At 67.9% G+C, this 13,438-nt stretch carries 9 protein-coding genes; 5 read left to right on the forward strand and 4 right to left on the reverse strand.

The window, feature by feature from the left end; all coding sequences use genetic code 11:
* The first annotated feature begins 14 nt into the window (after positions 1–14).
* From murJ to trxA, 4 genes are all read left to right on the forward strand, one after another.
* Positions 15–1,859, forward strand: a complete 1,845-nt coding sequence (gene murJ / locus CEQ11_RS01720; protein ID WP_088477556.1) for a murein biosynthesis integral membrane protein MurJ — start codon at positions 15–17, stop codon at positions 1,857–1,859.
* A gap of 146 nt (positions 1,860–2,005) precedes the next feature.
* Positions 2,006–4,327 (forward strand): hypothetical protein, encoded by a 2,322-nt coding sequence (locus tag CEQ11_RS01725; protein WP_088477557.1) that lies wholly within the window; start codon positions 2,006–2,008, stop codon positions 4,325–4,327.
* A gap of 165 nt (positions 4,328–4,492) precedes the next feature.
* On the forward strand, positions 4,493–5,494 hold the full coding sequence (trxB, locus tag CEQ11_RS01730) for a thioredoxin-disulfide reductase (RefSeq protein ID WP_088477558.1): 1,002 nt from the start codon (positions 4,493–4,495) through the stop codon (positions 5,492–5,494).
* Positions 5,495–5,563: 69 nt separating this feature from the next.
* The gene (gene trxA, locus CEQ11_RS01735) at positions 5,564–5,887 is read left to right on the forward strand and encodes a thioredoxin (protein WP_088477559.1); all 324 of its coding nucleotides are present in this window, start codon (positions 5,564–5,566) and stop codon (positions 5,885–5,887) included.
* 249 nt (positions 5,888–6,136) lie between these two features.
* On the opposite strand, the gene CEQ11_RS01740 is transcribed toward trxA, so the two are convergent.
* On the reverse strand, positions 6,137–6,961 hold the full coding sequence (locus tag CEQ11_RS01740) for a ParB/RepB/Spo0J family partition protein (protein ID WP_088478841.1): 825 nt from the start codon (positions 6,959–6,961) through the stop codon (positions 6,137–6,139).
* A 274-nt stretch (positions 6,962–7,235) separates the two neighbouring features.
* On the opposite strand from CEQ11_RS01740, the gene CEQ11_RS01745 reads away from it, so the two are divergent.
* Positions 7,236–7,838, forward strand: coding sequence for a hypothetical protein (locus tag CEQ11_RS01745; RefSeq protein ID WP_127913435.1), 603 nt, complete (start codon positions 7,236–7,238; stop codon positions 7,836–7,838).
* A gap of 3,256 nt (positions 7,839–11,094) precedes the next feature.
* On the opposite strand, the gene CEQ11_RS01750 is transcribed toward CEQ11_RS01745, so the two are convergent.
* The 3 genes from CEQ11_RS01750 to CEQ11_RS01760 form a co-directional block, all read right to left on the reverse strand.
* Positions 11,095–12,033: a ParA family protein gene (locus CEQ11_RS01750; protein WP_088477561.1), complete on the reverse strand. Its 939-nt coding sequence runs from the start codon at positions 12,031–12,033 to the stop codon at positions 11,095–11,097.
* Between the two features lie 75 nt (positions 12,034–12,108).
* Positions 12,109–12,828, reverse strand: coding sequence for a 16S rRNA (guanine(527)-N(7))-methyltransferase RsmG (gene rsmG, locus CEQ11_RS01755; RefSeq protein WP_088477562.1), 720 nt, complete (start codon positions 12,826–12,828; stop codon positions 12,109–12,111).
* The gene (locus CEQ11_RS01760; RefSeq protein WP_088477563.1) at positions 12,821–13,438 is read right to left on the reverse strand and encodes a R3H domain-containing nucleic acid-binding protein; all 618 of its coding nucleotides are present in this window, start codon (positions 13,436–13,438) and stop codon (positions 12,821–12,823) included. Before CEQ11_RS01760 ends, rsmG begins: the two co-directional genes overlap by 8 nt.

Here is a 13,438-nt window from a genome sequence, read left to right on the forward strand (position 1 = left end):
TCCGGAAGCGAGTCATGAGCACCTCCTCCTCCGCCGCAGGCCGGCACCCCCAGCACGACGACGGCTCCGCATCCTCCGTGACCGCCTCGCCGACCGCTGCGGTCAAGGAATCCGACTCCGCCGATCCGCCCACGGACGCGGTGCCCGCCGGCGAGAAGAACGTGGCGCGCTCGTCCGCGATCATGGCAGCCGGCACCCTGCTGTCCCGCGTGCTCGGCTTCGTGCGCGCGGCCCTGCTCACGGTGGCCATCGGCTCCACCGCCCTGGTGGCGGACGTCTTCGAGTCGGCGAACACCATCCCCAACGTGATCTACATGCTGCTGGCCGGCGGCGTGTTCAACGTGGTGCTGGTGCCGCAGCTGATCAAGCATGCGAAGGACGCGGACCGCGGCGCCGACTACACCTCGAGGCTGATGACGCTGGTGATGCTGGTGATGGCCGGCTTCACGGTGCTCATCACCATGGCCGCCGCCCCGATCATGGGGGCCCTGACGAGCAACTGGAGCCCGGGCATGCTGGCCCTGGGCACCGTCTTCGCCCTGTGGACGCTCCCGCAGGTCTTCTTCTACGGCGTGTACGCGGTGGCCGGGCAGGTGCTCAACGCGAACGGCCGCTTCGGTGCCTACATGTGGGCGCCGGTGCTGAACAACGTCGTGGCGATCGCCGCGATCGTGCTCTACCTGGTGATGTTCGGCCGGTACGCCGGCGGGGACCAGCTGGCAGAGTGGACCACCACGCAGACGGTCATCCTGGCCGGCGGCCACACCCTGGGCATCGTGGCGCAGGCCCTGATCCTGTTCCTGCCGCTGCGGCGGCTCGGACTGGGGCTGCGTCCGAAGTTCGGCTGGAAGGGCATGGGCCTGCGCCAGACCGGCGCGCTGGCCGGCTTCACCCTGCTGACCATGCTGATCGGCAACACGGTCAACCTGCTCTGCGCCCGCATCATCACCGGCGCCACCGCCGCCCGCGCGGACGTGGACTCCCGCGCCCCGGGCACCGAGGGGTGGTCCGAGGCCATGGCCCAGGCCGCCATCCCCGGCCTGAACGCCTACAACATGGCGATGCTGATCGCGATCCTGCCGCACTCGGTGTTCGTGGTCTCCATGGCCACCGTGCTGTTCAACCGCCTGGCCCGCTCCGTGGGCGCACAGGACATGCAGGCGGTGCGGACCACCACCAGCCAGGGCCTGCGCGCGTTCTCCGTGCCGCTGGTGTTCTCCACCGTGGCGATGATCGTGCTGGCCGGCCCGCTCGGCCGCATCTTCGGCTCGGCCTCCGAGACCGCCCTCCCGGCGGGCATCGCGATCGGCCAGGTCCTGCTCATCCTCGCGGTGGGCCTGCCGTTCCGGTCCGCCGGCTTCTACCTGATGCGCGCGTTCTACGCCGCAGAGGACGCGAAGACCCCGATGGTCATCCAGGTGACCTCCGCCCTCGGCATGCTCGTGCTGGCGTACGCCGGCGCGTTCTTCCTGCCGGACTGGTCGCTGGCCTACTGGATCGCGGCGGTGGGCACGCTCTCGCACATCTACACGTTCCTCGTCTCCCATGTGCTCGTGGTGCGCCGCTTCGGCGACTACGACTTCGCGGCCGTGGTGCAGGCCCACGCCAAGACAGGCCTGGCGGCGGGCGTCGCCGGCATCGTCGGAGGTGTGACCGTCTGGCTGCTCGGCGGCTACTCCGGCGGATTCGCCTGGGGTTCGATCCTCAACGCGATCATCACCTGCACCGCAGCCGGCATCGTGATGGGCGTGGTCTACCTCATCGGCCTGCGTGTGCTGAGGATGCAGGAGCTTCAGATGGCGGCCCGGCCGCTGGCCTCCCGCATCCCGGCGCTCGGGCGCGTGCTCGGCGTCCGCTGATCCGCCTGGCCCCGCACCGGCCCGCGGCGGGGCACCCGGGGGGCCGTCCCTCCCTGGTGTTACGCCTCACTGCCTCTAGGATGGGGGAATGCGCACGGCCATCCCGTGCCGTGGCCGACGCGCAGCCGTCATGTGAGAGGAATCCCGTGTCCCAGTCGATCGAAGTCGGATCCGTGCTCGGTGGTCGCTACCGCATCACCGACCATGTGGTGACCTCTGCCGACCAGGACCTCGTGTTCACCGGTCTGGACCAGGTCCTCAACCGCCGCGTCACCGTGCTGGTGGCCTCCCTGGAGAATGCGACCCAGGTGGCCTCGTCCGCCCGCGAGCTCGCCACGGGCGAGCGTCAGGACGATGTCCAGGTCCTGGACCTCGGCCTCTCCGAGGGCCACACCTACCTGATCGCCGGCGGCAACCCGGACCCGGACGTGCTGCTCGGCCTGGCCTACCCCCAAGAGACCTACGTCGAGCCGTTCCAGACGGACACCCTCGGCTCTGAGATCTTCGGCTCCTCCCGTGACGCGCAGGCCCATGAGTACGACGACGACGAGGCCTACTACACCGAGCTCGACGAGCACATCCGCGCGGACCAGGAGCAGCACTCCCGCCGCCCCGGCTTCCTCAACCGGCTCTCGGACCGCCTGTCCGAGCGCATGAACTCCTCCTCCGACGGATCGGCCGCCCGCAAGGCCGCCGGCGCCTCCGCACTGGCCGCCGCCGGTTCCGCAGCAAAGGCCAAGGAGGACGAAAAGCGCCGCGCCGAAGAAGCCGAGCGTCAGCGTCTCGAGGAGGAGCGTCGCCGCGCCGAAGAGGCCGAACGTCAGCGTCTCGAGGACGAGAAGCGCCGCGCCGAGGAGGCCGAGCGTCAGCGCGTCGAACGCGAGCGGGAGGAGGCCGCCGCGGCCGAGCGCGCCGAGCGTGAGCGCCGTGAGGCCGAGGAGTTGGAGCGCCGCCGCGCCCGTCAGATCGAGGAGGACGAGCGCCGCGAGCGTGCCGCCGCCGAGCGCCGTGCCGCCGAGCGGGTGGAGCGCGAGGAGCGCGAGGCCCGTCAGGTCGAGGAGCGCGCCGAGATGGAGCAGCGCGAAGCCGATCGTCGCCGTGAGGCCGCCGTCCAGGCCGCCGCCCAAGAATCCGGCAAGGGCCGTGACGGCCGCACCGAGCAGGGCCGCCGCGCCGCCGCCGCGGATATCTCCACCGACCCCATGCCCACCGTGCCCGCCGCCGGACGCGGCGACGCCGGCAGTGCCTCCGACTCCGCCCGTCCCCGCCCCGCCAAGGTGCACCGGAACGAGGCCGCCCCGAAGGACACTGAGCGGCAGGCCCCTCGCCGTGTGCGCCCGGCGCCCCGCCGGGCCCTCGCGGCCGCTGCCGGCTCCGGTGCCGGAGCAACCGCCGCCGGAGCGGCCCCACGGAACGCGGACAAGGCCAACGACGTGCGCCGGGACGGCACTCCGAGCAACGGTGATGTCCGTGACGCCGGGCGCGGCAGCGAGCGCGAGCCCCGCGCCGACGGCCGCGCTGCCTCCGATGAAGGACGCAAGGACCGCTCCGGCCGGCGCGGCGCGGCGGCCGCCGGTGTCGGCGCCGCGGCAGTGGGCGCTACCGCCGCGGCCACGGGCGCCTCGGGTCATGGCACCGAGGTTCCGGCCGGCTCCCGCCGTGACGCCGATGCCCGGGATCCGCACCGCAACCGCAAGGACACCGCTCGCGGTGCCGCCCCGGCCACAGCAGCCGCTGCGGCCCACCCCGACGGGCCCCGTGACCGGCGTGATCCCGACGACGACCGGCGCTCCAAGACGGGCGGAGCCGGCTGGCTCGTCGCCCTTCTGCTGGTCCTGCTGTTGGCCGTCGCACTGATCGTCGGCTTCTTCCTGCTGAACCAGAACCGCGACTCTGTGCCGGACGACAACCAGGCCACAGCGTCCCCGACCGAGTCGACGCAGCCGACCGACGACGGCGCCTCCCCCTCCGAGGAGACCTCCGCGTCCCCGTCCCAGGACGAGGCTCCGGCGGAACCGGCCTCCCTGGTGGACATCTACCGCGAGGTGCCGGACGCCCCGACGCTGGAGTCCGAGCACGACGACCAGCTGCCGAACATCATCGACGGAGACCCGGAGACCTACTGGCAGAGCTACTCCTACAAGCGCCCGAACTTCGGCGGCTACACCCGCAGCATGAACTTCGTGATCGAGCTCGAGGAGGCCCGCGACATCGAGAAGGTGACCGTGGAGTCCCTCGCGAGCTCCGCCGGTCAGCTCGCCATCGGCGTCGCCAGCGAAGACGGTCTCGGCGACCTGCGCCGCGCCGGCGAGGACACCTTCGTGGACGGCAAGGCCGAGGTGGACATCACCGACGATCAAGGCAATGCCAAGTACGTCGTCGTGACCGTCACCGAGCTGCCCCAGCTGGCCGTGGACAACACCCAGTACGCCTACGGCATGCGCCTGTCGGAGATCACCGTCGAGTGAGCCGATGGCCGCTGACGGCCACAGTCCGGGGAGGGGGCCGTCGTCGTCCCCTCCGCGGGCCGGAATACCGGGCCCGGCGGGCCCGTTGACCTGATACGTGGACCCCGTGCGCCGCAGAGGACGGGCGGGGCGACCAGCACCGACTCAGACCCCCTGGAGGAACCCGTGACCGACACCCCCTCGACCGACACGGTGCGCAACGTCGCCGTCATCGGCTCCGGCCCGGCCGGCTACACCGCCGCCATCTACACCGCGCGGGCCCACCTGGAGCCCGTGCTGGTGGCCGGCGCCGTCACCGCCGGCGGCGAGCTGATGAACACCACCGAGGTGGAGAACTACCCGGGCTTCGCCGAGGGCATCATGGGCCCGGAGCTCATGGCCGCCATGGAGGGTCAGGCCCGCCGCTTCGACACCGAGATCCTCTTCGACGATGTGGTGGAGGCCGACCTGGTGTCCGACCCGAAGGTCCTCACCCTCGGCGACGGCTCGCAGATCAAGGCGCACGCCGTGATCCTCACCACCGGCTCCGCCTACCGGAAGCTCGGCGTGGAAGGCGAGGAGCGCCTGTCCGGCCACGGCGTCAGCTGGTGCGCCACGTGCGACGGCTTCTTCTTCCGCGACCAGGAGATCGCTGTGGTCGGCGGCGGCGACTCGGCCATGGAGGAGGCGCTCTTCCTCACCAAGTTCGCCTCCAAGGTCCACGTGCTGGTCCGCAAGGACGAGCTGCGCGCCTCGAAGATCATGGGCCAGCGCGCCATGGACAACGAGAAGATCGAGTTCCATTGGAACACGAAGGTCGCCGAGGTCCGGGGCGAGGACAAGGTCACCTCCCTGCTCCTGCAGGACAGCGTCTCCGGCGAGCAGCGTGAACTGGCCGTCACCGGCCTGTTCATCGCGATCGGCCACGACCCGCGCACGGACCTGGTGAAGGGCCAGCTCGAGCTGACTGAGCACGGCACCATCAAGGTCGAGCACCCCTCCTCGCGCACGACCCTGCCTGGCGTCTTCGCCGCCGGCGACGTCACCGACCACACGTACCGGCAGGCCATCACCGCCGCCGGCACCGGGTGCGTGGCCGCCCAGGACGTGGAGCACTATCTCGCCGACGTCCTGGGGGTCGACGAGGCGGCCCCCGCCGGCCCCGAGTCCGACGCGAACCCGGCCTGAGGACCGCCCTGCGGCCCTCAGCGACCCGTGGAGGACCGAAACCACCGACTATCCGCATAAGGAGACCCCATGAGCATCATCAACGTCACCGACGCCGACTTCCAGGAGAAGGTCCTGGACTCTGAGCTGCCCGTCCTCGTGGACTTCTGGGCCGAGTGGTGCGGTCCGTGCCGCATGCTGGGCCCGGTCCTGGAGGAGGTCGCTACCGAGTACGAGGGCAAGGCCGTCGTCGCCAAGGTCAACGTGGACGATTCCCCGGCCACCGCCGCCCAGTTCGGTGTCACCTCGATCCCGCTCGTGGTGGCGTTCAAGGACGGCCAGAAGGTCAAGGAGTCCGTGGGCGCGAAGCCCAAGCCGGCCCTGGTGGAGGAGTTCTCCGACATCCTCGGCTGAGACGCGGCTGAGCGATGCTCAGGTCTGTCAGGCCTGTTGCCACTGACATGATGAGGGCCGCCTTCCCTCGCGTGGGCGGCCTTCGTCGTTCATCAAGGCAGAAGGGCCAGGTCAGACCGGATGAGAAAGACCCGTATCGAATGACATCCGTGTCATTCGATACGGGCCTTTCTTCGACGTCGGTGCTGCAGGCACCTGCCACGGCAGCCCATCATCCCCGACGACGGCCGCCTGCCGCGGCAGATCGGCTCACTTCTCCGCGTCGTCGCCCTGGATGAGCTCCATGATGCGGTTGAGGTCCTCGACGGACGCGAAATCGATGGCGATCTTGCCCTTCCGTTTGCCCAGGGTGATCTTGACCTGGGTGTCCAGGCGCGAAGTCAGGGCCGTGGCGAAGTAGTCCAGACGCTCATGACGGGTCGGCTCGCTGCGACGACGCGTGGCCGGGGCGGCCTGGCGGACACCCTGTGCGAGCGCGACGGCCTCCTCCGTGGCCCGCACGGAGAGACCCTCGGACACGATGCGCTGGGCCAGACGTTCCATCTCCGCCGGATCCGTGAGACCGAGGAGGGCACGGGCATGCCCGGCGGTGAGCGTGTTGTTGGCGACGCGGCGCTGCACGAGCGGGGGCAGCTTCATCAGGCGCAGCGTGTTGGAGATCTGTGGACGGGAGCGGCCGATCCGCTGGGACAGCTCTTCCTGCGTGCACTCGAAGTCGTCCATGAGCTGCTGGTAGGCGGCGGCCTCTTCCAGCGGATTCAACTGAGAACGGTGGAGGTTCTCCAGAAGCGCATCACGGAGGAGGTCCTCGTCCGGGGTGTGGCGCACGATCGCCGGGATGGTGTCCAGGCCGGCGAGCTGGGTGGCACGCCAGCGACGCTCGCCCATGATCAGCTCGTACGCCGTGGGACCGGCCACCTCGCGGACCACGATGGGCTGGAGGATGCCCACCTCGGTGATGGAGGTGACCAATTCGTCCATGTGGTCCTCGTCGAAGACCTCACGCGGCTGACGGGGGTTCGGATGGATGTCCGTGACCTTCAGCTCACGAAGCACCGCGATATCCGTGGGCACGGTGCCTGCCTCCGAGACCTCACCTCCGGCCGTCACTTCCGTGGTTGCAGGTACGGGGCCTCCGGCGGACTTCTCCGAGACCTTTTCAGCCTCAGTTTCAGCCTCAGCCGGGTCCGCGGCTGCCGGACGGCCCAGAGCGTTCACAGCGGGCATGGAAGGCCGACCGCGGCGTACAGAGGACTTGCGACCAGCGGCAGAACGGGACGAGGCGGACGGAGCGTCCGTCTGCTCCTGCTCATCGACAGCAGTGGTCGCCCTTTGTTCGGCACGAGTGGTGGCTCTGCTCCCCTTCGCATCACCCTCCATGGGGGTTCGATCCGAAGAGAAGAAGACGTCCACGGGACGACTGCCGCGACCGGAGGTGGACTTCGGTGCATCAGCGGATTTCCCGGCAGCGGTGGTGCCACCGGCGCTCGCTCCGGACGTGGAGGTCCTGCTGGCAGCCGACTTCGTTGTGCCACTGACCTTTCCGCCTCTGACCGAGGCCGAATCGGTGGAAGCACTCTTCTGCGCGCCGCTGGCAGAGGTAGTGGAGGTGGACGTGGTGCCCGACGCGGCTGCCTTCTCCGTCGACGCCGCAGGCGGCGTCTTCGACCTGGAAGGCTTGGTCGTTGAGGACTTGCTCGACGAGGACTTGGTCGTTGAGGACTTCGTCGACGACGAGGAGGAGCGGGTGCCGTCGGACTTCTTCGAAGACGCCGTCTTGCCCGGTGCCTTGTCAGCTGCCTTCTCCGATGCAGCGGCTGCTGCAGACGTAGTACGCCGGCGCGGCGTCGCTTCCTTCTTGTCCTCAGAGGAGACCGTCTGCGCGGTCTCCTCCGTCGGCACGGCGGAAGACGCTGGCGCCGTGGTCTCCTCGGCGTCTGCGGTGCTCTGAATCAGGGCACCGAGGCCCCGGCCCAGGCCTCCTCGGCGGGTCTTCTTCACATGTCCTCCTGCAGTGAAATATGTCCAGGCCAGTCTAGGTCGGAGTACGGCTTCCTTCTACGGCGCAGCAGTCCCGTTCCACGTGAAACACGAATCCACATTCTCGCTCTGCCGCACGTGATGCCGCTCCTGCCTTACGGCAGGGACGCGTTTGGTCAGGTCTCAGATCCACCTTGCGATGCGAGTCCGGGGTGACAACAACGAGGCCTGCGACGGAAGCGGGAGGCCAGGCGTACGTGAGTGAGGGCGTGTGTTCGTTACCCAAGACTGATGACCGCGCCTTGCTTCACGTGAAACGGCCAATGATGTACCGAATCACTCTCTAAGCGTCGACCACGGACCACTAACTATGCCGCGCCGCGGAAAGCATCATCGTGGCTCTACCACCGGGCATCACGCATTAACCGTTGTCTACAAGAGGCAGGCATGAGTGCTGCGCGTCGACCCATGTGGGTCTGCCCCCTCCCTCTGGGGCGCAGTTACAGGAGCACGGAGTGCTACCTTCGTGAGAGAGCGAGTACCCGAGATCGTCATGTCCAAGTAGACATAAGGACAGAGGAGCCGAAGACATGAACCGCTCTCTGCTCAGTTCCGTCACGACCCAGGGGAACTGCCGTTCGTGTTCCATCCTGCGTGAACGAAGAGATTCACCCGTCTAGCAAAGCCCGCATGTCCCCATGTTCGGACAGCTTCTCAATTGTCGTGCTTCCAGCCCTAGGTCGAGGGCACACGCGTGACAGACCTGGAGACTGCTTCCAGGAGCCGGCGCTGCCCGCGGGAGTGACGATCCCCTTGTGACGAAGGCGCACCCAAAATAGGGACTGAGGTGTCAGCGGTAGTCACTGTCCCCTCAGCACAGCGACAGTCTTGACCCTGTCGCGCCAAGGTTTCACGTGAAACGACCTGGGGAGGCGGTGTAGTGAGAACTGGAACGATGTCTAGACCATTCCTTGCGGCTACACCTGGCCTACTCGCCGAGCGCACGGAACCTCCAGGCCGGCGCTTCCCGTGTCACGTTCCACGTGAAACGCACACCGTAGCCATGAGGGCGCCATGTTTTCGTCCAGGATGAAAGTGAAGACGCACCTCAAGGCGAGCAGCTCTACCTGCACCCGCACACCGTCCCAGCGCTTCGGCTGCTGATCCTCAATAGGCGACTACGGCATCCACTTCAGGAGCGACGTTCGCTTCTACACACGCGCTCATCTCAGCATTGAGCTGAAAACAGACGTGCATGCGATGCCTGGCGCCGATCTGATGACTGGAGTTCCGGCGCTGCAACGGTTGAATCGACCCAGCTGTCCGAGGCGGCACACGAATTCACATCGGCACCGTGGGTGACTCCCACCTTCCTCGCGTATCCCACTGCGCCATGTTCCACTGTAGTCGGGTTTCACGTGAAACGCGTCCAGAAATCACACGGCGGGAGAGACATCACCTCCTCCTCGCTACAGTCCGCGGACGGTGCATGATCAAACGGCTGCCCGCCCTCCTGGGCCAGTCACCCACTCGTGTCGATAGTTGTCCGGAGCCAGGGTTACTCGGTCTCTCCAGGTGTCTTGTCGAGCATCCCCGCGGATCATGCTGAGCAGGCCTACTTCTCACTCTTCACATACGACGTTGCCGGTCAGCGGAGCGTGGTCAACGCTGTCGCCGGTAGACCCATTCGGTCCAGTCGTGTGTCGGCAGGTTTCTACGGAGCCACGAGCCATTACATGCCCTGCGTTCTACGTGAAACATCCCCGGCGCCTCCCATGCGGTCTGTTTCCTCTTCTCGCGCAAGGGGATGGCGTGCGAGCGGGCAAGCCGAGAAGCCATTACTCACTGGGACAGCAGCGGCTCCAGACTTCCCGCCGAACGACCGTGAGGACGTCCGACGCCCGCCATGACCCGCCCCCTTTCTGCTGCACGAACGAAGAGCTGCACCTGCACCTGTCATCGGATGAGGATTCCTCACCGACATACTTCCCGATGCCCTGCGCAAAAGCCTGCTGAAGCCTCAGCGCTCTCGAGACAGCTCGACAGGCCAGCCATCAGACAGGCTCCCGCCAGATTGCTCGTTTCACGTGGAACGGATGGCCGAAGAGCAGCCAGGTCTGTCGTCGGTCTCCTCAAGCATCCATCGCACACGAGCTCGCCGACATGCCATGGTGCATCCTCTCTGGGACCATCCCAACCGTTGCCTCGCCCCGGGGGCAGATCCCGAGACGGTGTTCTTGTTGCCCTCCGCACCTGAACGCCACACGCCCTGCCTCGCGGCGAGTCATTCATCCACAGGTGTTGTCCACATGTGCACAGGATCGAACTGACACCGGCGCGCAGCGTTTTTTCTCTTCCACAGTTTCGTCCACATGTGTGGATACAAGTATGGCGGCTTGCCTATTCAGTTATAGCGTGAGTAAGTGCTCGTCTGACGCGCGCCTTGGAAGTCTGTGAGGAGTTCACCGCCCTTATCGGGACATTCTCCAGGGTTCCTTATCCACAGGCGTGCTCTGCGTCGTCCACGGGCCTTCCAAGCCCACACCCGACCAGAGCCGGAGCTCGTGCCGGGGCACGCGTGAGACGCAGTTTCTGCCGGCCCTGTAGACAGGTGAAGGGGAGGGTCTGAGGCGTGGGGTACCTCCGTCGCAGTCGGAAGAATCCGCACACGGCAGCCTCGGCGGATATCGCCCAGTGTCTCCTCAGGGCCACCGTCCTCCGCAGGGCGACCGTCCATCTCAGGGTCACAGCCCTCCTCAGACCAATCGTCAGTCTCCGGGCCGCTGCTCTCCTCAGAGCCAACGCCCTTCGCAGGGACACCGGGCACCGCCCCTCGCAGGGAAACTGCTCTTCTCAGGCCAAGCATCCGATCACTGCTCTGCCAATCCGTTGCCTGCCTTCAGGCCGGCAGGAGTCACCTGACTGGTTGACCTCCCACTTGACGATCAGCCTGCGGACGACGCGTCCACCAGAGGCCGTCCCACCGCACCGAAGTACCTTCCCGTTCGGCCCGGCAGGGGATCAGCGCCTGCCGCTCACACTCTCCGCGTCTGCCGTCCTGCCGCCGATGACGCCCCCTCGCCTGCCCACCTATGCCTGCACGTTGCTTTATATCCCTCCCAGGCACAGTGTCACTGCGAAGTTTCACGTGAAACAGAATCGGCCTGGACATCCGAGCGATGTCCAGGCCGATTCTCCGCTACAGGATCAACCGAATCCCGTTGCCTTCAGTCGAGTGGAGCAGGTGCTCCTCGCTTCGCGATCTCCGTCGCAGCCTCGCGGTAGGCGGCCGCGCCCACCGACGACGGGTCGTAGGTGAGCACCGTCTGCTGATAGCTCGGCGCCTCAGAGATGCGGACGTTGCGTGGGATGGCCGTCTGCAGCAGCTCCTTCGGGAAGTGCTCCCGCACCTCCTCCGCCACCTGCACCGCCAGGTTCGTGCGGGAGTCGAACATCGTCAGCAGGATCGTCGTCAGCTGCAGCCGCGGGTTCAGATGCTTCTGGATCATCTGCACGTTCTTCAGCAGCTGGGACAGGCCTTCCAGCGCGTAGTACTCCGCCTGGATCGGGATGAGCACCTCCTCCGCGGCCACGAAGGCGTTCACGGTCAGCAGGCCCAGGGACGGCGGGCAGTCGATGAACACGTAGTCCAGACGCTCCTGCCCCTGCTCCTCGCGCCAGGCGAAGTAACGGTCCAGGGCCTTGGCCAGCCGCTGTTCGCGGGCCACCAAGGAGACCAGTTCGATCTCTGCGCCTGCGAGCTCAATGGTCGCGGGGACCACCTGCAGGTTGTCCACATCGGGGGCGTCCTGCACAACCTCGTGGATCTCCATCTCGTCCAGGAGCACATCGTAGACCGACGCCACCTCGGAGGAGTGAGGGACGTCGAGCGCGGTCGACGCGTTGCCCTGGGGATCGATGTCGACGACCATCACACGCATGCCTGCCCGCGCCATCGCGGCGGCCAGGTTGACGGTGGTGGTGGTCTTGCCGACACCGCCCTTCTGGTTGGACGTCGTGAACACGCGGGTGCGGTCCGGACGGCTGAGCCGCTGACGCTGCAGGCGGTTCCCGGACGCGGCAGCACCCTTCTTCCCGCCCTTGCCGGACCAGCGCTCACGCAATGCCTTGAATGCGCCGGAGCGCTCCTCGTTCTCCTGGGCCATGCGGTTCATCCTCCCCGGGCGGCCGCACCGCCCTGGACTTCTGGTCTACGGTCCTCCCGACGGCGGCCGGCCGGCTCAGCGGCGACCGCGCCGCGGCACGACGCGCACCACGGTGGTCGGCTCCGGGAGCACGTCGCCGCCGACGGTGAGGATCCCCGGTTCTCCACAACTGTACTTGCGCAAGGCCTTGGCGGCAGCGGTGATCTCGTTCGCCGCGCTGCGGCCCTTGATCGCCAGCAGCTCGCCTCCGCCCTTCAGCAGCGGCATGGTCAGCGGCAGCAGGGACTTCAGGGCGGACACGGCACGCGCGGTGACGATGTCCACATCGAGGTTCCCGGCAACCTGCTCGGAACGGCCGCGGATGATGTCCACGTTCTCCAGCCCCAGGCCCTCCACGACCATGTCCAGCCAGTCGACCCGCCGCTCGAGCGGCTCGATGAGCAGGAACTGGCAGTCCGGTCGGGCCAGGGCCAGGCACAGGCCCGGCAGGCCGGCCCCGGAGCCCACGTCGGCCACGAGGGCGCCCTCCGGCAACAGGTCCGCCACGATCGCACAGTTCATCACGTGGCGTTCCCACAGCCGCGGGACCTCACGGGGACCGATGAGCCCCCACTCGATGCCTGTGGAGGACAGGTGCTCCACGTAGCGCTCGGCCAGCGGCAGGGCGTCGCCGAAGATCTGATCCGCGGCGGCGCCCAGCTCTGCAGGCAGCGGGGGAGCGGGCTGGGCGACGGCCTCCGGGGACGGGGCCTTGCCGACCTGTGCCTCCGGGGTGCCTGGACGCGGGTCAGTCATCGGCGGAGATCACCACGTGACGGTGCGGGCCCTCGCCCTCGGACTCCGAGACGAGGCCGGCGTCGGCCACCACGTCGTGGACGATCTTGCGCTCATAGGCACCCATGGGCTCCAGGTGCACCGGGCCCTTGCCGTCCTTGACCTCGGCCACGGCCCTGTCGGCGATCGTGCGCAGCTCGGCGCCACGGCGGGTGCGGTACCCGGCCACGTCGAGGATCAGGCGGGAGCGGTGGCCCGTGGAGGCGAGCACGGCCAGGCGGACGAGCTCCTGCAGGGACTCGAGGGTCTTGCCGTTGCGGCCGACCAGGTCCTGCAGCGCCTCGTCGCCCTCGTCGGCGATGACGGACACGTAGGTGCGGCCGTCACGGACCTCGATGTCGATGTCGCCGTCGAGGTCGGCGATGTCCAGCAGCTCCTCCACGTAGTCGGCCGCGACGTCGCCCTCCTCCTCGAGGCGCTCGGCGGCGGTGGCACGCGGGCGGGCGTCGGCCTGCTCGGACGTCTGCTCCACGGCGGCGTCGGCCTGCTCGGACGTCTGCTCCACGGCGACGTCGGCCTGCTCGCCCTGCTGCTCGACGTTCTGAACGTCAGGGGTGTTCTGCTCGCTCAT

It is taken from the genome of Micrococcus sp. FDAARGOS_333, from assembly GCF_002206575.2.
Classification (GTDB): domain Bacteria; phylum Actinomycetota; class Actinomycetes; order Actinomycetales; family Micrococcaceae; genus Micrococcus; species Micrococcus lylae.

Coding starts and splice junctions, on each gene's coding strand:
- murJ (WP_088477556.1), top strand. CDS start 15: ATGAGCACCTCCTCCTCCGCCGCAGGCCGGCACCCCCAGCACGACGAC.
- trxA (WP_088477559.1), top strand. CDS start 5,564: ATGAGCATCATCAACGTCACCGACGCCGACTTCCAGGAGAAGGTCCTG.
- CEQ11_RS01750 (WP_088477561.1), bottom strand. CDS start 12,033: ATGGCCCAGGAGAACGAGGAGCGCTCCGGCGCATTCAAGGCATTGCGT.
- rsmG (WP_088477562.1), bottom strand. CDS start 12,828: ATGACTGACCCGCGTCCAGGCACCCCGGAGGCACAGGTCGGCAAGGCC.
- CEQ11_RS01760 (WP_088477563.1), bottom strand. CDS start 13,438: ATGAGCGAGCAGAACACCCCTGACGTTCAGAACGTCGAGCAGCAGGGC.